25 protein-coding genes are annotated in these 23,999 nt (G+C 66.6%); 5 read left to right on the top strand and 20 right to left on the bottom strand.

Annotation, left to right across the window (positions count from 1 at the left end; all coding sequences use genetic code 11):
- Window positions 1-5: 5 nt before the first annotated feature.
- From C6A86_RS11300 to C6A86_RS11270, 7 genes are all read right to left on the bottom strand, one after another.
- Complete coding sequence (locus C6A86_RS11300) at window positions 6-911, bottom strand: NifU family protein (protein ID WP_105366233.1); 906 nt, start codon at window positions 909-911, stop codon at window positions 6-8.
- On the bottom strand, window positions 908-2,161 hold the full coding sequence (locus C6A86_RS11295) for a hypothetical protein (protein ID WP_105366232.1): 1,254 nt from the start codon (window positions 2,159-2,161) through the stop codon (window positions 908-910). Before C6A86_RS11295 ends, C6A86_RS11300 begins: the two co-directional genes overlap by 4 nt.
- A 16-nt stretch (window positions 2,162-2,177) precedes the next feature.
- Window positions 2,178-2,381, bottom strand: a complete 204-nt coding sequence (locus C6A86_RS11290; RefSeq protein ID WP_105366231.1) for a hypothetical protein — start codon at window positions 2,379-2,381, stop codon at window positions 2,178-2,180.
- Entirely contained in the window at window positions 2,378-3,139 is a 762-nt protein-coding gene (locus C6A86_RS11285; RefSeq protein WP_105366298.1) for a hydrogenase maturation protease, read from the bottom strand. The genes C6A86_RS11290 and C6A86_RS11285 overlap by 4 nt, the downstream gene beginning before the upstream one ends.
- 65 nt (window positions 3,140-3,204) lie before the next feature.
- Window positions 3,205-4,815, bottom strand: a complete 1,611-nt coding sequence (locus C6A86_RS11280) for a nickel-dependent hydrogenase large subunit (protein WP_105366230.1) — start codon at window positions 4,813-4,815, stop codon at window positions 3,205-3,207.
- Between the two features lie 58 nt (window positions 4,816-4,873).
- On the bottom strand, window positions 4,874-5,839 hold the full coding sequence (locus tag C6A86_RS11275) for a hydrogenase (protein ID WP_105366229.1): 966 nt from the start codon (window positions 5,837-5,839) through the stop codon (window positions 4,874-4,876).
- A gap of 49 nt (window positions 5,840-5,888) precedes the next feature.
- Window positions 5,889-6,416 carry a DUF1641 domain-containing protein gene (locus C6A86_RS11270; RefSeq protein WP_105366228.1) on the bottom strand — a complete coding sequence of 176 codons (528 nt, stop codon included), beginning with the start codon at window positions 6,414-6,416 and terminating at the stop codon, window positions 5,889-5,891.
- Between the two features lie 205 nt (window positions 6,417-6,621).
- On the opposite strand from C6A86_RS11270, the gene C6A86_RS11265 reads away from it, so the two are divergent.
- Complete coding sequence (locus C6A86_RS11265) at window positions 6,622-7,683, top strand: AraC family transcriptional regulator (RefSeq protein ID WP_105366227.1); 1,062 nt, start codon at window positions 6,622-6,624, stop codon at window positions 7,681-7,683.
- 11 nt (window positions 7,684-7,694) lie between these two features.
- Here the strand turns inward: C6A86_RS11265 and hypE are convergent, their stop codons facing one another.
- The 4 genes from hypE to hypF are packed head-to-tail and all read right to left on the bottom strand — an operon-like array spanning window position 7,695 to window position 12,442.
- On the bottom strand, window positions 7,695-8,762 hold the full coding sequence (gene hypE, locus C6A86_RS11260) for a hydrogenase expression/formation protein HypE (RefSeq protein ID WP_311101131.1): 1,068 nt from the start codon (window positions 8,760-8,762) through the stop codon (window positions 7,695-7,697).
- Window positions 8,755-9,855: a hydrogenase formation protein HypD gene (gene hypD / locus C6A86_RS11255; protein ID WP_105361556.1), complete on the bottom strand. Its 1,101-nt coding sequence runs from the start codon at window positions 9,853-9,855 to the stop codon at window positions 8,755-8,757. The genes hypE and hypD overlap by 8 nt, the downstream gene beginning before the upstream one ends.
- Window positions 9,852-10,139: a HypC/HybG/HupF family hydrogenase formation chaperone gene (locus C6A86_RS11250; RefSeq protein WP_105361555.1), complete on the bottom strand. Its 288-nt coding sequence runs from the start codon at window positions 10,137-10,139 to the stop codon at window positions 9,852-9,854. The genes hypD and C6A86_RS11250 overlap by 4 nt, the downstream gene beginning before the upstream one ends.
- Window positions 10,112-12,442: a carbamoyltransferase HypF gene (gene hypF, locus C6A86_RS11245; RefSeq protein ID WP_105361554.1), complete on the bottom strand. Its 2,331-nt coding sequence runs from the start codon at window positions 12,440-12,442 to the stop codon at window positions 10,112-10,114. Before hypF ends, C6A86_RS11250 begins: the two co-directional genes overlap by 28 nt.
- A gap of 162 nt (window positions 12,443-12,604) precedes the next feature.
- Between hypF and C6A86_RS11240 the strand changes: the two genes are divergently transcribed.
- Window positions 12,605-12,982 carry a hydrogenase maturation nickel metallochaperone HypA gene (locus C6A86_RS11240; protein WP_105361553.1) on the top strand — a complete coding sequence of 126 codons (378 nt, stop codon included), beginning with the start codon at window positions 12,605-12,607 and terminating at the stop codon, window positions 12,980-12,982.
- Window positions 12,975-13,754 (top strand): hydrogenase nickel incorporation protein HypB, encoded by a 780-nt coding sequence (gene hypB / locus C6A86_RS11235; protein WP_311101130.1) that lies wholly within the window; start codon window positions 12,975-12,977, stop codon window positions 13,752-13,754. Before C6A86_RS11240 ends, hypB begins: the two co-directional genes overlap by 8 nt.
- Window positions 13,755-13,954: 200 nt before the next feature.
- On the opposite strand, the gene C6A86_RS11230 is transcribed toward hypB, so the two are convergent.
- The gene (locus tag C6A86_RS11230; RefSeq protein WP_142406866.1) at window positions 13,955-14,320 is read right to left on the bottom strand and encodes a hypothetical protein; all 366 of its coding nucleotides are present in this window, start codon (window positions 14,318-14,320) and stop codon (window positions 13,955-13,957) included.
- A 45-nt stretch (window positions 14,321-14,365) separates the two neighbouring features.
- On the opposite strand from C6A86_RS11230, the gene C6A86_RS11225 reads away from it, so the two are divergent.
- Complete coding sequence (locus C6A86_RS11225; protein WP_142406865.1) at window positions 14,366-14,704, top strand: hypothetical protein; 339 nt, start codon at window positions 14,366-14,368, stop codon at window positions 14,702-14,704.
- A 25-nt stretch (window positions 14,705-14,729) separates the two neighbouring features.
- On the opposite strand, the gene C6A86_RS11220 is transcribed toward C6A86_RS11225, so the two are convergent.
- Window positions 14,730-15,245, bottom strand: a complete 516-nt coding sequence (locus C6A86_RS11220) for an Lrp/AsnC family transcriptional regulator (RefSeq protein WP_105361661.1) — start codon at window positions 15,243-15,245, stop codon at window positions 14,730-14,732.
- Window positions 15,246-15,337: 92 nt separating this feature from the next.
- Here C6A86_RS11220 and ald point away from each other — a divergent pair, with 92 nt between their 5' ends.
- A complete protein-coding gene (ald, locus tag C6A86_RS11215; RefSeq protein WP_105361660.1) occupies window positions 15,338-16,465 on the top strand; it encodes an alanine dehydrogenase in 1,128 nt (375 codons plus the stop codon).
- Between the two features lie 74 nt (window positions 16,466-16,539).
- Here ald and C6A86_RS11210 read toward each other — a convergent pair whose 3' ends face one another.
- From C6A86_RS11210 to C6A86_RS11180, 7 genes are all read right to left on the bottom strand, one after another.
- Window positions 16,540-17,340 carry a VOC family protein gene (locus C6A86_RS11210; protein WP_105361659.1) on the bottom strand — a complete coding sequence of 267 codons (801 nt, stop codon included), beginning with the start codon at window positions 17,338-17,340 and terminating at the stop codon, window positions 16,540-16,542.
- Window positions 17,341-17,395: 55 nt separating this feature from the next.
- A complete protein-coding gene (gene bla, locus C6A86_RS11205; protein WP_105361658.1) occupies window positions 17,396-18,295 on the bottom strand; it encodes a class A beta-lactamase in 900 nt (299 codons plus the stop codon).
- Window positions 18,296-18,312: 17 nt separating this feature from the next.
- Complete coding sequence (locus C6A86_RS11200; protein ID WP_105361657.1) at window positions 18,313-19,692, bottom strand: pitrilysin family protein; 1,380 nt, start codon at window positions 19,690-19,692, stop codon at window positions 18,313-18,315.
- Window positions 19,634-21,871, bottom strand: a complete 2,238-nt coding sequence (locus tag C6A86_RS11195; protein ID WP_311101128.1) for a polyribonucleotide nucleotidyltransferase — start codon at window positions 21,869-21,871, stop codon at window positions 19,634-19,636. The genes C6A86_RS11200 and C6A86_RS11195 overlap by 59 nt, the downstream gene beginning before the upstream one ends.
- A 271-nt stretch (window positions 21,872-22,142) precedes the next feature.
- A complete protein-coding gene (locus C6A86_RS11190) occupies window positions 22,143-22,592 on the bottom strand; it encodes a hypothetical protein (protein ID WP_233212976.1) in 450 nt (149 codons plus the stop codon).
- 50 nt (window positions 22,593-22,642) lie between these two features.
- Window positions 22,643-22,912, bottom strand: coding sequence for a 30S ribosomal protein S15 (gene rpsO, locus C6A86_RS11185; RefSeq protein ID WP_105363080.1), 270 nt, complete (start codon window positions 22,910-22,912; stop codon window positions 22,643-22,645).
- Window positions 22,913-23,011: 99 nt separating this feature from the next.
- On the bottom strand, window positions 23,012-23,995 hold the full coding sequence (locus C6A86_RS11180; RefSeq protein ID WP_105363081.1) for a bifunctional riboflavin kinase/FAD synthetase: 984 nt from the start codon (window positions 23,993-23,995) through the stop codon (window positions 23,012-23,014).
- Window positions 23,996-23,999 lie beyond the last annotated feature (4 nt).

Here is a 23,999-nt window from a genome sequence, read left to right as displayed (position 1 = left end):
TCAACTCATCCCTGCCCGACCCGAACCCAGACGTCGCCGTTGTCGATCCGTAGCGGCAGCTGCTCCAACTGGGCTCCCGGCGCGGTCAGGCACTCCCCCGAGGTCGCGTCATAGCAGAAGCCATGCCAGGGACAGGTGAGTGTTCCGTTGCTGACGTCGAGCATCGCGTTGTCCAACGGCAATGCCTCATGGGCACATTCGTTGCGGTACGCCGTCATCTTGTTGGCGACGCGGACGATGATGACCTCCGCGTAGGCGCCTGAGTCCGCCGTCAGGCTCCTCGAGGTGATGTTGCCGTCGGGGACACCGGCGACCGGGCCGAGCTGCACCCAGCCTTCGTTGGCCGGGTTCAGCCCGATGGTCAACGACTCCACCGATATCAGGGTGGGTGACGGTTCGTTGGGCAGCACTTCGACCAGGCGCACGCCGGGGACGCCCTCGGTGAGCGCGCCCTCGACCAGGGTGCGCAGCGTCACCGACGACATCGAGCAGCCATTGCACGCGCCTTCGAGCCGGACGAACGCGGTGCCGTCCTCGATACGTACCAGCGCGACATCGCCGCCGTGGCTCTGCAGCTGCGGGCGCACCTCTGCCAGCACACGATTGGCCAGTGTCATCGGATCGGGCCTGACGATCTCATGAATCGACAGCAGCAGGTGCACCACCGGGTCGTCGACGAGTTCGAACAACGCGGCCCGAGTCGCCTCGTCTGCCTTGAGCCTGCGCACGATGCTGATCAGTCCGGCCCGGTGAATCGCCTCGACGGCTGCCTTGACCTCCTCGGCGATGGCCCGCGACATCGGATCCAAACCCGCCAGCGCCCGCATCGCGTCGTCGACGCGCTTGGCGAGCATCTCGAATTCCGGCTCATCAACACCGCCGGCAGTGGATTGTTCAGCGGTGGTGGTCATCTGGGCGGGACCTCGGTTCGATTCAGCGTGATCTGGCGGGCCACCTCATCGAGGACACCGCGCACCGCACGCACCGATTCCTCGTCGCTCAACTCCTCGAACAGCGACCGCGCCTCGTACAACTTGGCTTTGGCCTCCATGAACGCGCCGAGGTGGGCGAGCACGTTGCCCTGGTTGGCCAAAACCCGCGCCCTGCCGAGCGGATCGGTGTGCCGGTCTCTGGCATCGAGCACCGCCTCGTAAAGCTCCACGGCCTCGACGAGGTTGTCGGCCTGATGCTTCGACGGTGTGTACACCAGCGAATTGGCAAGATTGAGTTGGACACTGGCCCACTGCTCCGGGTACTCCGCACGGGTGTAGACCGTCAGCGCTGACCGCAGCGACTGCGATGCCACACCGAGTCGCAGCTGACTGGAAGCCTCGACCATCGGCATGGTCAGGTAGGCGGTCGCGAGGTTGGCGTGCGCCGACGCCCACAGCAGCGGTGCGTCCTCGCGCCGCACCAGTTGCAGAGCCGAGTGGTAGTGCGGCACGGCCTGCGCGATCAGGCCCGGGTTCTCCTGGGCCTGTTCGTGCAGCACGCCCGCGGCGCTCAGATGCAGTTCGGCGCGTTCGACGGGCAAGCCGTCGGCGTCGGCGAGCAGCCTCAGCGCTTTCTCGATGCGCTCATGCGCTTCGCCAGGGTCATCGGTGGCGATGCAGACCGAAGCCGACGCGCCCAGGAGGACCCCCGCCAATGGCCTCGATACGCTGCGCGCAATATCAACGGCCGAATCGAGGGTGGCGATGGCCGACGGCGGATTGTCGGCCAACAGGTCGCTGGCGCGCGCCGCGAGCACGACGGCGGCCAACTCGCCGTCGGCGACACCCACCTCCGGCGGTACGTCGACGCGGCCGAGCGCGAACAGGACCACGTCGACAAGCGGCGCGAATTCGCCGAGCGCCGAACGCAGTTCGTCGGCATCTTCCAGATCGGGGTCCAGCACGAATCGGTTGTAACGAGTCACCGGATCGGTTCCGTCCAGCGCGGCCAGGGCGGCGGTCCGGTCACCGGCCAGCGCGTGCCGGTGTGCAGCGAGTCGGGACGGCCAGTCTTCGGGCAGGCGGCCCGCCAGCAGTGCCGCGCGCGCCGGCTCGGTGTCCGCACCGGCGGGAACCAGCAGGTAGCCCAGGGGAAGGCCGAACGCACCGAGCGGTTGTGGACGCACGGCGAGCTTCGCCGAGGTCTCGGCGATCGCAGTATCGGTCACGGCGCTCCCATCGATATCACCCGTTCCGGGGCCCTGTGCGGTCCCGCTCGGCGGCGCGCTTGATCAGCCCGGCCGCCAGTTCGGCCCGCCGGCGGGTGTGGTGGGTGTTGATGCGCTTGCGCACCACGCCCTCGGCGAACACCACCACGATGTCAACGGCGAACTGTCCGCGTTCCTCCACCACCAGGGTCTCCACGGTGTGCGCCGGTTCGGCCGTCATGTCGCCGGCTCCAACGGGATGCGCAGCGCGCCCCGCTCGTCATCCCAGAAGGCGCCGCGAATACCGACGGGAATGCGACCGTAGAGCACCTCGTGAACGAGTGCACTGCGATCCCCCGCCGGATTGCGCTGCTTGAGCAGCAGCCCGCCGCTGCGCGGGCCACGAAGCGGAATGAGCCACAAGTCGTCATCGCGTACCACGGCCGCGACCGCATCGGAGGCGAATCTACTCCCGGCCAGCGCCGCGTCGAGGCGGATGTACCCGTCGTCGGTGAACTCGACGGTCACCTCGGTGGCCGTCGCGGGCCGCAGCGCGGAAAGGAACTCCCGCTCGATGATGTCCATGACGGTGCGCATCCCGGCCTGCACCGGTTCGGACAGATCGGCCCCGTACTCGACGCCTGCCACCTCGATGAGGAACACCGTGATATCGGTCGGGCAGCCATCTCCCAATGCCCAGCGGGCAAAGGCGATGGCATGATCCCACCGGAACGAATGGGTGTGCAGCCCTTGCAGGGGCGGCAGTTCGGCGAACTCCTCGCCTGGGACCCGGTAGACCGTGCCGGGCTTCACCCCGGTGGCGGCGGCATCGACGATGACGACCCGCCGCGCGCCCCGCATCCGGAATGCGGTATCCATGCCTGCGGTTCCGCCATCGACCATCTGCGCGCCGTCGGGCACGCCGAGCTCCCAGAGATGGCGCACCAGAACGGGCCCGACACCGTCGTCGCCGCGCAGCAGATTGCCGCAGCCGACCACGAGTACCTCGCAACCCGGCGGCTCGAGATCGATGACCCCGGTATCGGGTTCGGTAGCCGTCAGGATCACACCATCCCGTTGATCACGAACTTCGACATCTCTTTGCCTGTCTTACCGTCGTAGGCGTGCACGGTACAGACCAGGCATGAGTCGAAGCTGCGGGCCACGTGGCCGAGTTCTACCGGGTCTTCGATATCCACGATCGGTGAACCGATCAACGCCTGTTCGATCGGGCCCAGCACATCTGCGCCGTCCCGCGGTCCGATGTTCCACGCCGTCGGCGTCACCACCTGATAGTTCTTGATCTTGGAGTCCTCGATGACGATCCAGTCCGCCAGCGCGCCCCGCGCCGCCTCGGTGGCGCCGAAGCCTTTGCCCTCCGCGTACTCGGTGGGCTTGGTGTAGAAACTCTCCTTGAGGTCGATATCGTCGAGCCACTGCCGGGCCCACTTGTAGTACTTGGGTGCCTCGTGCATGCGCGCCATCTGGCGGACGAACACGCTGGGACCGATCGAGTTGTACAGATTGGGGAACAGCGGGTCGTTGTCCTGATGCGGCAAGGCATCAGGACCGCCTGCGGCCATCCGACGGGCCAGTGGGCCGGCCTCCAACGGAACGTTGCCCAGTCCGCCGCCGATGTCGTAGCGCGGGGACTTCGCCCAGCTGTACTTGCCCTGCTTGCGGCCGGCCTCGGGATCGATCGGGATGGTCTCGCCCTCGAACGGGTGCAATGGCCTACTGCCCTCATAGAAGGAATGCGTCACGTCCTCGCGCACGTTCGCCTGGTCGAAGTCGTGCCAGGCGCCTCCTGCGTAGATACCGGAACGGCCGATCAGCGCGGCATTGCGGCCGTCGATGGTCGGGTTCTCGTAGCGGGCGGGGTCGAAGTAGGTGCCCATGGCGAGGTAGTTGCCGACGCCCTGGCCGTACTTGTCGAGTCCGACGTCGAGGCAGTACCGGATGAAGAATCCGCAGTCGCTGTTGTACTGCGACTCGTTCTCATCGACCCAGGCGAGCATGTCCTCCCAGGTCTTGACCTCCAGCCAGCGGTCGACGCTGCAGCCCAGCCACTGTCCTTCCAGCCAGGCGTCCTTCCAGTGCTCGAGGATCGCGATCGAACGGGTCACGTCCGATAGTGTCGGTGCGCACATCACGCCGCCGGGCACCATGAAGCTCGAATGCGGCCACTGTCCGCCGAAGATCGCGTACACCTCGACCGGTTTGCCGGAAAGCACAACTCCCGGTTGATAACTCGTCCCCACATAGGGCGCGAAGCGGCGTACGGCCTCGGCGTACAACGGCGACTTGGCGTAGTTCTTGTTGGTCAGGTCGATCGCGAACAGCGCATAGAAGTAGCGCGGGATCGACTGGAGGGTCTCGGCGGCCTGGCAGATATTGCGCACCAGGGTCGCATTGTTCGGCATGTGGGTCTTCCAGGCCGTGTCGAGTGCGTACGCCGATTTGTAGAGATGGCTGCCGCCGCAGATACCGCAGATACGCGGGCACACCACGAGTCCGGCCTGAGGGTCCTTGCCGCGCAGGATGATCTCGAAGCCGCGGAACATCGCGGCCTCGGTCCAGGCGGAGGTGACGACACCGTCTTCGACGGTGACCCGGACGTCGAGGTCACCCTCGACTCGCCCGAGTGGACTGACATAGAGGTCGAGTACGGTCATTGCGGTTTGGCCCTTCCATGAACCCGGTGTTGACGGACTGCGCGGCTTCGCACCGCTGCTAGACCACGAACATGTCTTCCTTGGACCACTGTGGTGCGGCGATGCGGGCCGCCGCGGCGTGCGCCATATAGGTCAGGTGGTCGGTGCCCTCGGGCACCTCTTTGGGGATGATCCCGCTGACCTTCTGGGTCTTGAACACCGTGCCCGGCGCCAGATCGAAGTGCGGGAATTCCGGCTCGGTGCAGCCCAGGCACGGCATCCCGGCCCGGGTCTTGGAGGATTGACGGTTCCACAGGATCCGGTTGCACGGCGAATGGGTCATCGGCCCGCGGCAGCCGAACTCGTAGAACAGACAGCCGGTGCGTGTTCCTTCGCCGAAAGACATCGTCGACTGTTTGTATTCGAAGAATTGCACACGGGTGCAACCGGTTTGAGTGAAGGTCTTGAAGAAGGTCTCGGGCCGGTGCAGTTCGTCCAGGGTCAGGTCTCCGGCGCGGCCGGTGGCCAGTGCGACAAGGATCTGGGTGATCCAGTCCGGGTGGGCCGGGCAGCCGGGGATGTTGATGACGGGCAGTCCCATTTTCGATTTGAAGTCGGGGCCCAAAAAGCCACCCTTGCCACGTTTGTGGAACTGCAGTCCGGTGGACTGTGACGGGTTGGGCTCCATCGCAGGGATGCCACCCCAGCAGGCGCAGTCGCCGATCGCGACGACGATCTGTGCCGCCCCGGCGAGGTCGGTCACCCAGTCCTTCATCGGTCGGTCGGCGAACATGTCCATCCGCCCGCCGTGCGCTTCGATGACGCTGCCCTCGAACACGAAGATGTCAAGGGGGCGTTCGCCGCTGGCGCAGTCGTTGAAGACCTTCTGGGCGTTCTTTCCCAACTCCAGACCAAGGGACGGATGCCAGATCAGATCGAGCCCGAAGTCGACGATCAGGTCGACGACATTGGGTTCCTCGGCGTTGAGGAACGACATGGTGTTGCCACTGCACGCACCTCCTTGAAACCACAGCACCGAAGCCATGCGAACTCCTCTCCTGCAGCCCCGTCACCGGGACCTGGTCGTGCGGGTGTCACCTGGTGGCGAGTTGCCTACCGAAGGCCTTGGCCACCTGCAGCATGAAGCCGAGGCCGCGCGCGACATCGGGATCCTTGGCGGACTTGAGGATTCCGAAGAATCCTCTGGGGCCCTCGGGGTTGCGCGTGGTGGCCGTCTTCGCCTCGACCAGCGCCGTGCCCAGTTGCGCGAGTACCTCGGCGGCCTGCGGATCGGTCAGGCTTGATCCGAGGAGGGAGTTCAGGGTGGGCGTCGCCTCGATCACCTTGCCCGAGAGCGTGGCGAAACTGTTCGCCAGTCCGGCGAGATCCACCGATTTCAGCGGCGTATTCGCCTCACCCTTGAGCTCGCCGATCGCCGACGTCAGGTTCTCGCTGATCTCATCGCTACGGCGCACCAGTGCGTCGAGGCCGGAGACCAGAATTGCCAGCAGGTCGGCGTGTTCGAGGAGATCGTTGAGCGCTCCGGCCACCCGGGGGTCGTCCAGCTTGGCGCGGACCTGATCGGCCGGCGACAGTTCCAGAACCTGGCCGTTCGCTGTCATTGCGCCTCCGTGCCTGAAGATGTGGCCCCGTTCACAAGCTAGCGCTCCGAACTGGCTGCGCCTATCGCTATCACGCAGCTATTGTCAGGATTGCGCACACTTCAATGCGCTGGTGCGCAGCGGGATTGGTGTGAACTTGCGTGAACGCTGTCATTCATTTAGGTGAGCCTCTGCTTATGCTGCCGATACCAACGCGGCGGCCCCGATGTCACGACTGAAACGCCTCGGATTCATCGATGTCCGCCATACCGAAGACCCGGTCCGGCGAAAAGTCCGGTCCCGCGGAGTACCTCCGGCGCTGACCGGCAATGAGATCTTCTACACCGAGAACATCCGCGAGGCCACCACGTTGATGGGACAGGCATTGTCCCCGCTGGCGCTGCACGTGGCCGACGAACACCTCGACAGATTCGCCGCAGGCATGCACGGGGTGCGCCTGCGCAACGTCAGCATGCTGTACTTCGACCTGCACGTGCCCGCCACGATCGATATCCCACGACTGGGCAACTATGTCGCCGTGCACATGCCGATGAACGGCAGCGCACTGGTCAGCCACCTCGGCAGCACCTTCGAGGCGAACAGCATCTGCTCAGCGGTATGCAGCCCCGGCAACCCGCTGACCATGCACCTCGACCTGGATTCCCCACAGCTGGTCATCCGGATCGAGGAGCCGGCGATGGCCGCGTATCTCACTCGGATCATCGGTCGCAGCCTCGCGCACCGCCTGGCATTCGAGCCCCAGTTCGACCTCACCAGCGAGGCGGCGATGCGTTGGCATGCTGCGGTACAGCTCATCCACACCGAGGTGTTTCACCCCGGTTCGCTGGTGGGGCGCGGGCAGGGTATCGGCGCCGTCGAGGATCTGGTGCTGAGCAGCCTGCTGCACCTGCAGCCGTCCAACTACCACACCGAATTCACCTCACCGGGGCGCACAGACAAACGCAAGACGGTCGTTCAGGCAGCTGTCGACTATCTGGATGACCATCTCGCCGAGCACATCACGATGAAATCGGTCGCCGACGCCGTGCACATGAGTGTGCGGGCGGTCCAACAGGGTTTTCACGAGCAGCTCGGCATGTCACCGATGACCTACCTGCGCGAGCGACGCCTGGAGCGCGTCCATGAGGAACTCATGGACGCCACACCGGCCGACGGCATCACGGTGACCTCGGTTGCCGAGCGATGGGGGTTTCACCACCTCGGCAGTTTCGGCGGCGAGTACCGCAAGCGCTGGGGTGAGGCACCGTCGCAAACGCTGCGGCGCTGATGCCCGCCGTATCAGCAAATGCGCGGAAGCTGTTCGCCCAGATCACGTTCGATGACCCGAGTGGTACCGAATGACGTACGCCCGACCGCCATGCCCGGGTGCTCGGCGACCACCCGGCCGATGACGGCGGCGCCGGTCCCCTCCGGCCGGGCGCGCATCGCCGCCAACACCGCCCCGGTCGCCGCCGGGTCGACGAATGCCACGAGCTTGCCCTCATTGGCCACCTGAAGCGGATCCAGGCCCAGGAACCCGCATGCCGACGCGACCGCCTCCGGTACCGGGATCGCTGCTTCGTCGAGCGCGATCCCAACCCCAGCCGCCCTGGCTATTTCGACCACCGCTGCGACCAGGCCGCCGCGGGTGGGGTCGCGCAGGGTGTGGATACCGCCGGCCGGCGCATCCGCGGCCAGCATTGCGGCCACCAACCGGTGCAGCGGGGCGCTGTCGGTGGTGACGACGGTGCCGAAATCGATACCGGCGCGGACACTCATGATGGCCACGCCGTGCTCACCGATGGCCCCGGAAACGATGATGTCGTCACCGACCGAGGCCCGCTCGGGTCCGATGTCCACCCCGGCCGGGATCACCCCCACCCCCGCCGTGTTGACGAAGAGGTGGTCTGCGCTGCCCTTGCCCACCACCTTGGTGTCGCCGGTGACGATCCCCACCCCCGCATGGTCGGCCGCCTTGCCCATCGACTGGGCGATCCGGCCGAGCACTTCGAGTTCGAGGCCCTCTTCGAGGATGAAGCCGGCCGTCAAACCCAGCGGTTGGGCGCCGCTCATCGCGAGGTCGTTGATCGTGCCGTTGACGGCCAGATCGCCGATGTTGCCACCGGGAAAGAACAACGGCTGCACCACATACGAGTCCGTCGACACCGCGATGCGGCCGGCGGGCACGGCCAACACCGCCGAGTCTCGCGACGGTCCGCCGCCGCCGAACGCGGGTAGGAAGAGGTTCTCGATCAGCTCCTCGGACAATATGCCGCCACCACCGTGGCCCAGCACGATGCGCGTGGTCTCCCGCAGAGGAAGTGGGCATACCCAGTCCGCCGGATCGATCGCGGTCACATCAGACATGGGCGAGGTCCAGCCGGCGGAACTGATAGTAGGCGGCGCACGCCCCCTCGCTCGATACCATCGTCGCGCCCAGCGGCGTGCGAGGAGTGCAGGAATTCCCGAAAGCCGGGCACTCATTGGGTTTCAGTAACCCCTGCAACACCTCGCCACTGTGGCATTCGGAAGACTCTGCGACCTGCAGGTGGCCGACCCCGAACTTCTTCTCGGCGTCGAAGTCGGCGTAACGCGGTGACAGCGTCCAGCCCGATTTCGGGATCACGCCGATACCGCGCCACGGCCGGTCGGTCACGACGAAGACATCCTTCAACGTCTGTTGGGCGACCAGGTTCCCGGATTCGGTCACGGCCCGCGGGTAGGCATTGCGCAACTCAGCCTTACCGTCTTCGAGCAGGTCGACCAGCTGGCGGACTCCTTCGAGCAGATCGAGCGGCTCGAAGCCCGACACCACGATCGGGACACCGAACTTCTCCACCAGCGGCCCATATTCGGAGGTGCCCATCACGGTGCAGACGTGGCCTGCGCCGAGAAAGCCCTGCACCCGGTTGGTCGGCGAGGACAAGATGGCCGTCATCGCCGGCGGCACCAGCACGTGGGATACCAGCAGATAGAAATTCTTCAGGCCCAGCCGCTGGGCATGCACCACCGACATGGCGTTGGCCGGGGCGGTGGTCTCGAAGCCCACCCCGAAGAACACCACATCCTTGTCCGGGTGCTCGGCGGCGATCTGCGTCGCGTCCAGCGGCGAGTACACGATCCGCACATCGCCGCCGCGGGCACGCACGCTGAAGAGGTCCTCACGACTGCCCGGTACGCGCAGCATGTCGCCGAACGAGCAGAAGATGACGTTCTCGCGCCCGGCGATCTCCAGGGCCCGGTCGATCATCTCAAGGGGCGTCACGCACACCGGGCATCCCGGGCCGTGGATGAACTCGACGGCGTCGCCGAGTAGTTGGTCGATACCGTTGCGGATGATCGAATGAGTCTGACCTCCGCACACTTCCATGATCGTCCAGGTGCGGCCGGCTCGGCGTTTGATGTGATCGACAAGCACCCGGGCGGCAGCGGGGTCGCGGAATTCATCGAGATATTTCACGCCGGCTCCCGACGTTCCCCGGTTTCCGCCGAAGACTGGACGCCCGCGAGTTCTTCTTCGAGGATGCCGAGCTCGGCGAACATCTTGAGGGTGTTGTTGGCCGATTCCTCGTCGAGCCGGTTGAGGGCGAATCCGGCGTGCACGATGGTGTACTCACCGACCTGTAGGTCGGGCAGGTAGGCCAGGCAGACCTTCTTGGTGGTGCCACCGAAGTCGACGGTGGCCATCCGGGTACCCGATTCCTCCCAGATGTCGATTATCTTGCCGGGGATTCCGAGGCACATATGCCACTTCCTTCTGTCGAGGATCGCCAGCCTGCGGCCGCGACGGCGGCCTGGCCGAGGGCCAGCCCGCCGTCATTGCACGGCACGACGCTGTGGGTGAGCACTTCGAAGCCACGGTCAGCCAGACCGTTTCGAATACCTTCGAGCACAAGACGATTGGCGAAGACACCACCGGTCAGGCCGATGGTGGGGATGGCGGCGGCCAGCGCACATCGGGCGGCAATGTCGACGCTGGCCCTGATCACGGCCTGGTGGAACGCCCACGCCAACTCCTGCGTGGCCGCACCCGCCCGCATCCCGTCGACCAACCCGATGATCACCGGCGTCGGGTCCATGACGCCGTCACGGATCCTGAAATCCAGGGCAGGCACTCCCGGCCGGCGGGCCCGCGCCACCTGCTCCAGCTCGATGGCGGCCTGGCCTTCGTAAGTGACCTGCTGGCACACTCCCAGCAAGCTGGACACGCCGTCGAACAGCCGCCCCATGCTGGTCGTCGCCGCGCAACCTATTCCACGCGGAATCTGCTGGGCCAGCACGTGTAGTCCGTTGCGTCCCATGGCGGAGACCGGAGCAAGGTCTTCGTCCCACGGCACACCCGCCCGGTGCAGGAGGTCGAGCGCGATCCGGGCAGGCTGGCGTGCGGCACCGTCCCCGCCGGGTAACGCAAAGGGCGCCAGATGCCCCACCCGGGTGAATCCGCACGCACCCGAGAGCGCCAGAACTTCGCCGCCCCAGATGGTTCCGTCCGGGCCGAATCCGGTTCCGTCGTAGGTGAGCGCGAGCATCGGGCTGCCGAGGCGGCCGTGCTCGGCCAGCAGCGACATCGCGTGCGCGTGATGATGCTGCACGTAGCTGATCGATGCAGCCTGGCGTTGCGCCCAGCGGGTGGTCGCATATCCGGGGTGCATGTCACAGGCGATCAGCTCGTAACGACGGTCCGTCATGTGCTCCAGGTGCCGGAGCGTCGCTGAGAAACAGGACTGCGTGCGTGGGTCTGCCATATCCCCCAGGTGTGACGACAGGTGTGCATGTCCGTCTGAGCCCAGTAAGCAGAAGGTCGTTTTGAGATCGCCCCCCGTCGCCACGATGACGGGTCCGTCGTCGATCGCAACGGACACCGGCAGCGGTGCATATCCCCGGGACCGGCGTACCGGCAGTGGGGCGCCCCGGCCGTCGATGGTGAGCACCGAGTCCTCGCAGGGAATGTGGATCGGCCGGTCGTGCGAGAGCACGCCGTCGGCAAGCCCCGAGATCCAACTCAGGTCGCCATCCCGGAAAACAATCGGTGATCCTCCCGCGTTGGCAGAAGTCATCACCAATGCGGTCGTGCCCAACCGCTGGAAAAGCAGATGATGGATCGGCGAGTAGGCCACCATCACCCCGATATCGCACAGGCCCGGCGCCACCAGCGCGCAGATCCTGTCGCCGCGTCGGGGAACCAACACGATCGGCGCCGCGACCGACGTCAAGAGCCGCGCCGACGCATCGGAGATGTCCGCGATGCCGCGGGCGGCCTCGAGGTCGGGTGTCATCACCGCGAACGGCTTGGCCGGCCGGGATTTTCGCCGCCGCAGTTCGGCGACGGCCGCGGTTGCGTCCGCCCGGCAGGCCAGGTGGTAGCCACCGATCCCCTTCACCGCGACGATCCGGCCGGACTCGATCGCTGCGGCGGCCGCGCCGATGGGATCCGCATCGGTGCCCGGCCCCGACCACTGCAACACCGGGCCACAATCGGGACAGGCGATGGTCTGGGCATGAAACCGGCGATCCCGGGGATCCCGGTACTCGGCGGCACACCGCTCGCACATCGCGAACGTCGCCATCGTGGTGGCGGGCCGGTCGTAGGGCAGGCCGGTGATCACGGTGTAGCGCGGACCGCAGTTGGTGCAGGTGATGAACGGGTGCCCGTATCGCCGGTCGGCGGGGTCGCGCATCTCGCGCAGACAATCGGCACAGCTGGCGATATCGGGTGGCACGAGGGTGCGGCCCCGCCCCGCCGGGGTGCTGTCGATGATGCGGAACTCGCCGGCACCGGTGGGCGCAAGGACGGTCAGCACGATGCGGTCGATGCGCGCCATCGGTGGCGGTGCCGTGCGGATGTCGGCTACGGCACCGTCGACGTCAACCGCGGCACCCTCGAATTCGCAGTGCACCGAGCCGGCATCGTTGTACACGAAACCCGTCACACCGCGTGCAGCAGCGATCCGCGCAACAGCGGGACGGAACCCGACACCTTGGACTACTCCAGTGATGTCGGCCCTCGTCCGCACTGTCGTGACGGGCGCTCGCAGGACACGCTTCATCGGCCTCCCGAACAGGGCAACCCGATCGCACCTTGGGCTGTCGGCGCGCACCGGTCACCCAAGGCTAGACCCGTTTCTTGATGCCGGTTCCGTATCCGCGCATCCGGATGAGGATTAAGGTGCGCACTATCAACGACGAACTCGGATCAATGGCGCCCCACGATGCATGAGCTGTCACTGTGCCAAGCAATAGCCGGTGTCGTGAAATCCCACGCCGCCGGCCGGCCGGTGAGCGTCGTGCGGGTTCAGGTCGGCGCCCTTCGTCAGGTGGTACCCGATGCTCTGGCGTTCAGCTGGACTCTGCTGCGCGACTTCGAGGACCTGGCCGAGGCCGAGCTGGAACTGGATCTCGTGGTCGCCGAGGTGTCATGCCGTCCGTGCGGGGCCGGTTCGCAGATCGCATCGCGGTTCTCTGTCGCCTGCCCGGTGTGCGGCAGCGCCGACGTCGAGGTTGTCCACGGCGACGAGTTTCTGGTCACATCGATCGAGGTCGGCGACCAACCGGGTGTCGCATCGACGGAAGGCGTTCACCATGGGTAGATTCCACCGGCACGACGACGGCACAGTGCACAGCCACGAGGCTGATCACGACCACGGCGACCACAGTGGGTACGACACCGGATCGCAACGGATCGACGTGCTGGAGTCGATCTTCGCCGAAAACGATGTGCGGGCCGATATCAATCGGGCCGCCTTCGAGAGCAACGGTGTCCGCGCGCTCAACCTGATGAGTTCTCCGGGGTCAGGCAAGACCACGGTGCTCGCGGCCACACTCGACGAACTCCGCGGCGATATCACGGTCGGTGTGATCGAGGGAGATATCGCCACCGACCTCGACGCCGCCAAGCTCGCGGGCCGCGGCGCCCAGGTATCACTTCTGAACACCAGCAACGGTTTTGGCGGAGAGTGCCACCTGGACGCCCCCATGGTCAACCGGGCGCTGACCGGGCTCGATCTGGCCGTCCTCGACCTCGTCATCATCGAGAATGTCGGAAACCTGGTCTGCCCAGCCGAGTTCGATGTCGGCGAGCACGCCAAGGTGATGGTGTACTCACTCACCGAAGGTGAGGACAAGCCGCTGAAGTATCCGGTCATGTTCCGCTCGGTGGACGTGGTGCTGCTCAACAAGATCGACCTCGAACCGCATCTGGATGCCGATATCGCGACATATGTCGACCATGTGCGTCAGGTCAACCCGGACGCATTGGTACTTCCGTTGAGTGCGCGCACTGGGGAAGGCATGTCGGCGTGGTTCGACTGGCTGCGCGATTTCGCCCGCCATGTCCCGAAGCCCACTGCCCCTTCGGATTGATTCTGGACCAGTTCAGCAGTCCCGGGTGCTCGGGACGCCAGTCCAGGAGCTTGCGAGTTACCTCGCTGGACGTCGGATTGTCCAGTGCCGCAATTGCACCCACGAAGCCGTGACGGTCGGTCGAGCCGGACGGTCTTCCGTCACTTCACCGACAAGCGCGAAGTGCTGTTCCGAGGCGACGGCCGGCCCGCTGGCCGAGCTCAGGTCGGCGACTCACCCCTGAGCTCGGCGAGCGCCGAATCAGCCTGCGCGAGTTCATCATTTGCATCGTGCAGCTGCTGTTCCGCGCCGGCCACGGCCTGCTCCGCCGCGCTCAGTGTGTGCAGCACTTCCTCGTAGCGGCGGCGCGCCGTCGCCAGGGCGGCCGTCCGCTCCGATACCGCGGTCATGGCGTCGCTGTGCGCGCGTTCGGCGGCGGTCAGTGCGCGACGACGCTTCTCGGCGGCACGACGGTCGACCCGCGGTTCCGGTTCGGGCGCGGGCGTCCGGCGTGGCGTGCGGACCTCCGTCGGGGCGCCGAAGTCGCCGAAACCCGACCACTCCTGCGCCTTCTGCAGCCGACCCAACTGCGCCGCGACCTCGGGATCGGCGATCGCAGCCTCAGGGTGCCGGTGACATCTTCGCGAATCGCCGCCGACGGGTCGGACATACCGGCCGCCGCGAACCCGATGCGCGCCAACTGGCTCACCAGTTTCCGCTGGGTCGTGGAGAGTTCGCGGATCCGGGCACCGTCCATCGCCGCATGCGCGGCCCGCAGTTGCGCGGTCAACTCGGCAAGCCTGACCTTCGCGGTCGGATCCGCCCGGATGAGTTCGTTGACCACCCAGGCCGCCGTGGTCGGGCGCCGCGCGGCGGCGATCACCCGCGCCGCGTCACCCTCGCCGCGATCCTTGGCCGCCGTCGCCAGCGCCTTACGCAGCGCGGTGAACTCCTCGGGCGGCACCCCGTAGAGAGCGTCCAGATCGTCCTCGACGCTCACAGCGGCGAGGCCCCGCGCAGATGCTCGAAGATCAGCGACGTCTGGGTGCCGGCCACATCGGCGTCGGCGTTGAGGTTGTCGACCACAAAGGCCCGCAGGTCCTCGGTGTCGCGCGCCGCGACATGCAGGATGAAGTCATCGCCGCCGGCCAGGAAGTACACATTCATCACCTGCGGTCGCCGGCGGATCTGCTGGATGAAATCGCGGATCCGGCCACGGGCAGTGGAATTCAGGCTCACCGAGATCATCGCCTGCAGGGTCAGCCCGACCGCCGACGGATCGATATCGGTGAAGAAACCCCGGATCACCCCCAGATCCTGCAACCGCCGCAGCCGTCCATGACACGTCGACGGTGCGATGCCGACCGCCTCGGCCAGCGCGCTGTTGGAGATGCGGGCGTCGGCATGCAGTGCCAGCAGCATGCGCCGGTCGATATCGTCGAGCTCGGCCGGCCGAACATCCTTCGGCGCGGGCGCCAGGCGAGCCCTCGGGGTCGATGATTGTTCACCCATACGGCGATCTTAACGAAGTGTTGCCATATTTATTGCCACACCACCGGAGTTTCTTCACAATTATCTCACCACCTCAATCGCAAGGAGCGATCATGCTCGTCGGCATCCCGACCGAGATCAAGAACAACGAATTCCGCGTCGCCATCACCCCGGCCGGCGTTGCCGAACTCACCCGGCGCGGCCATGACGTCGTCATCCAGGCCGGCGCCGGTGCCGGTTCTGCCATCTCCGACAACGACTTCAAGGCCGCCGGCGCCCAGATCGCCGTCACCGCCGAACAGGTCTGGGCCGAGGCCGACTTGCTGCTCAAGGTCAAGGAACCGATCGAGGCCGAATACGCCCGCCTGCGCAAGGGCCAGACGCTGTTCACCTACCTGCACCTGGCCGCATCCAAGCCGTGCACCGACGCGCTGCTGACCTCCGGCACCACGTCCATCGCGTACGAGACCGTGCAGACCGCCGGCCCGGACAACTCTGTCGCACTTCCTCTCCTGGCCCCGATGAGTGAGGTCGCCGGGCGACTGGCCGCGCAGGTGGGCGCCTACCACCTGATGCGCACCCAGGGCGGTCGCGGCGTCCTGATGGGCGGCGTCCCCGGCGTCGCACCGGCCAAGGTCGTGGTCATCGGCGGCGGCATGGCCGGCGACAATGCGGCCGCCGTGGCCTGGGGCATGGGCGCGCACGTCACCGTGTTCGACCTCAACATCAACATCCTGCGCAAGATCGATGCCGAGTACGGCGGCGCCATCGAGACCCGCTACTCGTCGAGCCTGGATCTGGAGGACGCGGTCAAACAGGCCGACCTGGTGATCGGTGCGGTCCTGGTGCCCGGGGCGAAGGCGCCCAAGCTGGTCACCAATGCGACTGTCGCCCAGATGAAGTCCGGCGCGGTCTTGGTCGATATCGCGATCGACCAGGGCGGCTGCTTCGAGGATTCCCGGGCCACCACCCACGATGACCCGACGTTTGCGGTGCACGACACCGTGTTCTACTGCGTGGCGAACATGCCGGGTGCCGTGCCGCGGACATCGACCTATGCGCTGACCAACGCGACGATGCCCTATGTGCTCAAGCTGGCCGACAAGGGTTGGCAGGCCGCGTGTGCGGCCGACGCCGCGCTGGCCAAGGGCCTGTCCACCCACGAAGGTGCGCTGCTGTCCGAGCAGGTGGCCGCCGACCTGGATCTGCCGTTCACCGATCCCGCGAGCCTGCTGGCGTAACCGCCGGCCCCCACCGTCGCCCGGCTGAAGCACTTCGGCCGGGCGACGTGTATTTCAGATATCGGGTGTGTATCTCACATGCCGGCCGGCGGATGACCGAGGCAGATCAGCGCACCCAGCGGATCCCTGATCACCGCCAGGGTGCCGTACGGGGTCTCTTCGCCGGGCATCAGGATCTCCCCGCCCTGGGATTCGGCGAGCGCGACGGTGGCCGCCACGTCGTCGACCATCACGTACACCTGCCAGAACGACGGCACCTCGGGCGGGAAGAGCTTGGCAGAGTCCATGATTCCCGAGTAGGCGTTCTCCCCGACGAACACCTGGGAGTACCGGTCTGGCCCTACCGCCGCGGGGTCGCCGCCGGTGCCGATCTCCTCGATGCGAGCGCCGATGACATCGCGGTAGAACGTCACGGACTTCTCGTAATCCTTGCTCTGGCACTCGAACCAGTACGGCGTGCCGTGCTCACCCCACTCGGTGAAGCCGGCGTGCGTGCCCGGCTGCCAGAATCCGATGACCGCGCCCGCGGTGTCGGCGGCGACCATCATCGAGCCCATGTCACCGACGGGCATCGGGGGCACCATCACCGATCCACCCGCGGCTTCGATCGCACCGGCGGTCGCAGCGGCGTCCTCGGTCTGCAGGTACACCGACCACACGTTGCCGACGCCGCCGGCCTCGGCCATGTGCGGGGCCAGACCGGCCACCCGCTTCCCGTTGCGCAGGAAGTTCTGATATCCGCCGAACTCGGGCTGGGCCGGCCCCTCGACCTCCCAGCCGAAGATCGCCCGGTAGAACGCGGCGGCCGCCGCGGGATCACTGCTCATCAGGTCGAACCAGACAGGCGCCCCCACCGGGGCGGAGTAGTCGGACATCGGAGTTCCTTTCGTCGGTGGCGTCACCCAGAAAGACCGCGCAGCCGACCGAAACTCATCGCCGGCCGAGCAGATGCGGCAGCACCAGCGCCGCGACCTCGCCGATCAGCGGCCGCAGACCTTCGGCCTCGGGATCGGCGGATTGTGTCCTGGTCATGATGGTCAGCAGCACCCGGGCGCCATCGGGCCCGTACGCCACACCGGAATCATTGGTGGTCGCGTAATCCCCGCTGCCCGTCTTGTCTGCGGTGGTCCACCCGGGTGGCAGGCCGGCCCGCATGCTGGAGGTCTGATTGGCACGCATCCAGCCGTCGAGCAGTTCACGCTGGGCGGGCGGTAGTGCGTCTCCGGCCAACAGGTTGCGGTAGCCGGCCGCCAACGCCCGCGGCGTGGTGGTGTCCCGCGGATCGCCCGGTATCGCCGAGTTCAGCTCGATCTCCCAGCGGTCCAACCGGGTGCGGTCATCGCCGATGCTGCGGGCGAACGCGGTGATGGCCTGCGGGCCGCCGATGGTCTCCAACAACAGATTGGCCGCGAGGTTGTCACTGCGCTGCAGCGCCGCCTGCGACAGCTCGGCCAGCGTCATCTCCTGGCCGAGCCGCTCGCCGGTGACCGGCGAGTTCGGCAGTATGCCTTCGGGCTTCACGAAAACTGGCTGTTCCAGCGTGAATTCGCCATCGGCGACACCCCGCAACACCCGCGCGGCGGCGTAGGTCTTGAAGGTCGAGCACAGCGCGAAGGCCTCGTCGGCGCGATTCTCCAACGAGAGACCGGACTCCAGATTCACCGCGTACAGACCGATGAAGGCGTTGTCGCGCGCCTCCAACTCACGAATCTGCTCTTCGAGCGTGAGCGCCGGGGCCGCCAGCGCGGATTCGTCCGTGCAGCCGGCCAAGGCCCCCGCCGCCGCCAATGCCATACCGCCGAACAGAACTCTTCGTCGTGACAGGAGCATTACCCGACTGTACCCACCTAGCCCGCGATATCCCGAAGCCGCTGCGGCAAGGACTTTCTGGATTTGTGCGGTCCGAGCACCGCCGCGCCCATCGGCCTGGCCAGCAGACGGCGCGCGACGCCATTGACCTCGTCGAGGGTCACCGCGTCGATCTGTTCGAGGGTTTGGGCGATGGTGCGGTGCGCGCCGTAGTTGAGTTCGCTGCGCCCGATCCGGTGCATGCGTGACCCAGAATCCTCCAGACCGAGCACCAGGCCGCCACGCAGCGATCCCTTGGCGATCCGACACTCGGCCTCGGTGATGCCGTCCCGCGCCACATCGGCCAGTACATCGGTGGCCACCCGGACGACCTCGTCGAAACGTTCCGGCAGGCATGCCGCGTAGACCGAGAACGCCCCGGTGTCGGAAAACGTATCGATCGTGGAGTAGACGGAGTAGGCCAGTCCCCGGGTTTCCCGAATCTGTTGGAACAGGCGCGAACTCAGGCCACCACCGAGAGCGGAATTCAGCACCGACAAGGCCCAGCGGTGCTCCCACTGCCGGCCCGGTGTCCGGACACCGAGTGACAGGTGGGTCTGTTCGGCGTCCTTGTTGACCACCTGCAGGCCGGGCTTGCCCGCCACCCGTCCGGTGCCTTTGCGGTGCGGTACGGCGGTGCGGCCGCGGACCAGGCGCGGCCCGAAGTACTCGCGCGCCAGGGCAACAACCTCGTCGTGGTCGATGTTGCCGGCCACCGCGAGGATCATCCGCTCCGGGGTGTAGCGCCGCTGATGGAACGAGTGCAGCTGCGTGCGGGTCATCGCCGAGATGGACTCCACGCTGCCGATGACCGGCCGGCCGACGGGATGGGACCCGAACATCGCCGACAGGAACACATCACCGAGGGTGTCCTCGGGATCGTCGTCGCGCATGGCGATTTCTTCGAGTACGACGTCGCGCTCGATCTCGACATCGTCGGCCGCGCACTGGCCGCGCAGGACGACATCGGCCACCAGGTCGACGGCCAGTTCCAGGTCGGCGTCGAGCACATGCGCGTAGTAGCAGGTGTGCTCGCGGGCGGTGAAGGCGTTCAGTTCACCGCCGACCGCGTCGACGGCCTGCGCGATCTCGACCGCGCTGCGCGTCGGTGTGGATTTGAACAGCAGGTGTTCCAGGAAGTGGGCGGCACCCGCGACGGAGCTGCCCTCGTCGCGTGAACCGACGCCCACCCAGACACCCACCGAGGCGGAGTGCACCGAGGGGATGTACTCGGTGACCACCCGCAGCCCTCCGGGCAGTGCGGTCACCCGCACTGCCTCGGAGGTATCTGCGCCGCGGGTTGCGCGGCGTAAGGCCGGCTTAGGCGTCAGCGGTCGCGGCCTCGGTGGGCACCTCGGCCGGAGCCTCGGTTGCCTCATCTTCGGCGACGAGCACCAGCGAGATCTTGCCGCGGTTGTCGATATCGGCGATCTCGACGCGCAGCTTGTCGCCCACCTTCGCGACGTCCTCGACCTTGCTGATCCGCTTGCCGCGGCCCAACTTCGAGATGTGCACCAGGCCGTCGCGGCCCGGCAGCAGCGACACGAACGCACCGAAATCGGTGGTCTTCACCACGGTGCCGAGGAACCGCTCGCCGGCCTTGGGCAGCTGCGGGTTGGCGATGGCGTTGATCATGTCGATCGCCGCCTGCGCCGACTCGCCATTGCTGGCGCCGACGAAGATGGTGCCGTCGTCCTCGATCGAGATCGACGCACCCGTCTGCTCGGTGATCGAGTTGATCATCTTGCCCTTGGGGCCGATGACCTCACCGATCTTGTCGACCGGCACCTTGATGGTGGTGATGCGCGGCGCGTACGGGCTCATCTCGTCGGGCTCGTCGATGGCCTCGGCCATCACCTCGAGGATGGTGATCCGGGCGTCCTTGGCCTGGGCCAGGGCCCCGGCCAGCACCTTGGACGGGATGCCGTCGAGCTTGGTGTCGAGCTGCAGTGCGGTGACGAAGTCCTTCGTGCCTGCGCACTTGAAGTCCATATCGCCGAACGCATCCTCGGCGCCGAGGATGTCGGTGAGCGTCACGTAGCGGGTCTCACCGTCGATCTCATCGGAGACCAGACCCATGGCGATACCGGCGACCGGGGCCTTGAGCGGCACACCGGCGTTCAGCAGCGACAGCGTCGATGCGCAGACCGAGCCCATCGAGGTGGAACCGTTGGAGCTCAACGCTTCCGACACCTGGCGGATGGCATACGGGAATTCCTCGACGCTCGGCAGCACGGGCATCAGGGCCCGCTCTGCCAGCGCGCCGTGGCCGATCTCGCGGCGCTTGGGCGAACCCACCCGGCCGGTCTCACCGGTCGAGTACGGCGGGAAGTTGTAGTGGTGCATGTAGCGCTTGGACTTCTCCGGCCCCAGCGAGTCGATCTGCTGGGCCATCTTGACCATGTCGAGGGTGGTGACGCCCATGATCTGGGTCTCGCCGCGCTCGAACAGTGCGCTGCCGTGTGCGCGCGGGATGATGGCGACCTCGGCGGACAGCGCGCGGATATCGGTGACGCCACGGCCGTCGATGCGGAAGTGGTCGGTCAGGATGCGCTGGCGCACAAGCTTCTTGGTCAGCGAGCGGTACGCCGCGCCGATCTCCTTCTCACGGCCGGCGAAGGTGTCGGCCAGGCGCTCCAGCACCTCACCCTTGATCTCGTTGGTGCGGTCATCACGCTCGGCCTTGCCGGAGATGGTCAGCGCCTGCGACAGCGCATCGGTGGCCACGGCGGCAACCTGGGTATAGACGTCGTCCTGGTAATCGGGGAACAACGGGTACTCCGCGGTCTCCTTACCGGCGGCCGCGTGCAGTTCCTCCTGCGCGGTGCACAGCGCGGCGATGAACGGCTTGGCGGCCTCCAGGCCCTCGGCGACGACGGCCTCGGTGGGCGCACCCGCGCCACCGGCGACGAGCTCGATCACGCGGTCGGTGGCCTCGGCCTCGACCATCATGATGGCGACGTCGTCACCCGCCTTGCGGCCGGCGACGACCATGTCGAACACGGCACCTTCGAGCTGCTCGACGGTCGGGAACGCGACCCACTGGCCGTCGATCAGCGCCACGCGCACACCGCCGACCGGGCCGGAGAACGGCAGGCCGGAGATCTGGGTGGACGCCGACGCGGCGTTGATGGCGAGCACGTCGTACAGATCCTTGGGATCCAGGCTCAGGATGGTGACGACGACCTGGATCTCGTTGCGCAGGCCCGAGACGAAGGTCGGGCGCAGCGGCCGGTCGATCAGGCGACAGGTCAGGATCGCGTCGGTGGAGGGACGGCCCTCGCGGCGGAAGAACGAGCCGGGGATACGGCCCGCGGCGTACATCCGCTCCTCGACGTCGATGGTCAGCGGGAAGAAGTCGAAATGGTCCTTCGGGGTCTTGCTGGCGGTCGTGGCGCTCAGCAACATGGTCTCGTCGTCGAGGTAGGCGACGACGGCGCCGGCGGCCTGCTGGGCCAGCCGGCCGGTCTCGAAGCGGATGGTGCGGGTGCCGAAGCTCCCGTTGTCGATGACGGCGGTGGATTCGAACACGCCTTCGTCGGTTTCAACTGCAGACATAGGCAGCCTTTCTGGGTATACAGCTGTTTTGCGTCGTCACGCGCCAGCGATGCCCTGAACTCGGCTACGGCCGTCGATCGAAGCGGCCGGGGCTGTCCGGTGAAGGACGCTCCGGCCACCACTACCGAAGACCGCCCGATCTAGGCGGGTGCTGCTGTGACGCGCGGGAACGGTGCACGCGGTACTGCGCGAACCGCACCCTGTCCGGGCCGACCCGTCAGAAAGGTGGCCCAAAACGATTCCATGCTACACCGGGCCAGGTCACCGACTGTCAATCGACGTCCTCGACGCAGACGGTGAACTGCCGTTGGTCATAGGGATAACCCATGCCGCTGCGGCACTGGTCGGCGTTGGCGACGCCCTGCAGGATCTGGGTGGCACGCTGGCGGTGCGGCTGGCTGCCGTCACTGCAGTCGACGCGCACCGGGTCCCGGCCGTTGTCGGGGTCGATGCTCATGCACTGCCCCACCACCCAGTCGACATCCATGCACACGGTGTTGCTGGAATCGCTGAATGTGCTGTGCATGGCGTAGTAAGAGTCCACGTCGGTGGGGCACTGATCACTGTCGGCGACCGTGGCGATGACCTTGAAGGTCGAGTCGGGGCTACCGCATTCGGCCTTGACGGCGTCCGGCTTGTCGGGCGTGCCGGCCACTCTCAGGCAGTCTCCGACCTGAAAAGCGGCGGCAGCGGCCGACGAACAACCGGTGATTCCCCCCATGACTCCGACAACCATGGCGCCGAGGACGGCGCAGGTTGAGCGAAGTGGTGTCAGCGACGCAGACCGAGGCGCTCGATCAGCGTCCGGTAGCGCGCGACGTCGACCTGAGCGACGTACTTGAGCAACCGGCGCCGACGACCGACCAACAGCAGCAGCCCCCGCCGCGAGTGGTGGTCATGCTTGTGCATCTTGAGGTGTTCGGTGAGATCGAGGATCCGCTTGGTCAGCAGCGCGACCTGAGCCTCCGGCGAACCGGTGTCGGTGTCATGCAGGCCGTACTGGCCGAGGATCTCTTTTTTCTGTTCGGCTGTGAGCGCCACGAAACAACTCCATCAAAATAGGTCCGCGAAGGTAATCGAGAGGCGCGGCCGCCGCGAACTGCAGCGCGCGCTGGGTCGGTAGGAGATACTAGCAGCTAGTCAGCCTGCGCCGAGAATCGTGCGGGCCCGTTCGGTATCGGCGCCCATGGCCACCACCAGATCGTCCACCGAATCGAACTTCTCCTGCCCGCGGATCCGGGCGACGAAGTCGACGGCGACATGCTGGCCGTACAGATCGGCCTCGGTATCCAACACGAAGGCCTCGACGGTGCGGGTGCGCCCGGAGAACGTCGGGTTGGTGCCCACCGACACCGCCGCCTGATAGCGCTCGCCGGGGATGACGGTGCCGACCACCGGCCCATGCCCGAGCACCGTGAACCACGCCGCGTACACCCCGTCGGCCGGGATGGCCGAATGCATGGGCGGCGCCACATTGGCGGTCGGGAAGCCGAGGACCCGGCCCCGGCCGTCACCGCGCACCACCACACCTTCCACCCGGTGCGGTCGGCCCAGCGCCTCGGCGGCAGCGACCACATCACCGGCATCCACGCAGGAACGGATATAGGTGGACGAGAAGGTGACGGTCTCGTCGCGGGCAGGTTCACTTACCTCGGACACCAACGTCATCCCTTCCACGGCAAAACCGAATCGCTCGCCGGCCCTGCGCAGCAGGTTCACGTTGCCGGCGGCCTTCTTGCCGAAGGTGAAGTTCTCCCCCACCACGACCTCCACCACGTGCAGGCTCTCGACGAGCAGCTCGTGGATGTAGCGCTCCGGGGTGAGCTTCATGAAGTCGGCGGTGAACGGCATGACCAGGAACACGTCGATACCGGTTTCCTCGACCAGTTCGGCCCGCCGGGTCAGCGTGGTCAGTTGTGCCGGATGGCTGCCCGGGAACACCACTTCCATGGGATGCGGGTCGAAGGTCATCAGCACCGTGGGAACCCCGCGCGAACGCCCGGACTTCACGGCGTGGCTGATCAGCTCGGCGTGGCCGCGGTGGACACCGTCGAATACGCCGATCGTCAGGACACATCGGCCCCAGTCCGTGGGGATGTCGTCCCGGCCCCGCCACCGTTGCACGACT

The organism is Mycobacterium sp. ITM-2016-00316 (assembly GCF_002968335.2).
Taxonomy (GTDB): domain Bacteria; phylum Actinomycetota; class Actinomycetes; order Mycobacteriales; family Mycobacteriaceae; genus Mycobacterium.
This window is presented reverse-complemented; position numbering and strand designations above follow the sequence as displayed.

Coding starts and splice junctions, on each gene's coding strand:
- C6A86_RS11200 (WP_105361657.1), bottom strand. CDS start 19,692: ATGAGGCAACCGAGGCTCCGGCCGAGGTGCCCACCGAGGCCGCGACCG.
- C6A86_RS11290 (WP_105366231.1), bottom strand. CDS start 2,381: ATGACGGCCGAACCGGCGCACACCGTGGAGACCCTGGTGGTGGAGGAA.
- hypF (WP_105361554.1), bottom strand. CDS start 12,442: ATGAAGCGTGTCCTGCGAGCGCCCGTCACGACAGTGCGGACGAGGGCC.
- hypB (WP_311101130.1), top strand. CDS start 12,975: ATGGGTAGATTCCACCGGCACGACGACGGCACAGTGCACAGCCACGAG.
- C6A86_RS11190 (WP_233212976.1), bottom strand. CDS start 22,592: ATGGGGGGAATCACCGGTTGTTCGTCGGCCGCTGCCGCCGCTTTTCAG.
- C6A86_RS11270 (WP_105366228.1), bottom strand. CDS start 6,416: ATGACAGCGAACGGCCAGGTTCTGGAACTGTCGCCGGCCGATCAGGTC.
- C6A86_RS11280 (WP_105366230.1), bottom strand. CDS start 4,815: ATGACCGTACTCGACCTCTATGTCAGTCCACTCGGGCGAGTCGAGGGT.
- C6A86_RS11240 (WP_105361553.1), top strand. CDS start 12,605: ATGCATGAGCTGTCACTGTGCCAAGCAATAGCCGGTGTCGTGAAATCC.
- bla (WP_105361658.1), bottom strand. CDS start 18,295: ATGCTCCTGTCACGACGAAGAGTTCTGTTCGGCGGTATGGCATTGGCG.
- C6A86_RS11265 (WP_105366227.1), top strand. CDS start 6,622: ATGTCACGACTGAAACGCCTCGGATTCATCGATGTCCGCCATACCGAA.
- C6A86_RS11195 (WP_311101128.1), bottom strand. CDS start 21,871: ATGTCTGCAGTTGAAACCGACGAAGGCGTGTTCGAATCCACCGCCGTC.
- C6A86_RS11275 (WP_105366229.1), bottom strand. CDS start 5,839: ATGGCTTCGGTGCTGTGGTTTCAAGGAGGTGCGTGCAGTGGCAACACC.
- C6A86_RS11250 (WP_105361555.1), bottom strand. CDS start 10,139: ATGTGCCTCGGAATCCCCGGCAAGATAATCGACATCTGGGAGGAATCG.
- C6A86_RS11220 (WP_105361661.1), bottom strand. CDS start 15,245: ATGGGTGAACAATCATCGACCCCGAGGGCTCGCCTGGCGCCCGCGCCG.
- hypE (WP_311101131.1), bottom strand. CDS start 8,762: ATGTCTGATGTGACCGCGATCGATCCGGCGGACTGGGTATGCCCACTT.
- C6A86_RS11210 (WP_105361659.1), bottom strand. CDS start 17,340: ATGTCCGACTACTCCGCCCCGGTGGGGGCGCCTGTCTGGTTCGACCTG.
- C6A86_RS11300 (WP_105366233.1), bottom strand. CDS start 911: ATGACCACCACCGCTGAACAATCCACTGCCGGCGGTGTTGATGAGCCG.
- ald (WP_105361660.1), top strand. CDS start 15,338: ATGCTCGTCGGCATCCCGACCGAGATCAAGAACAACGAATTCCGCGTC.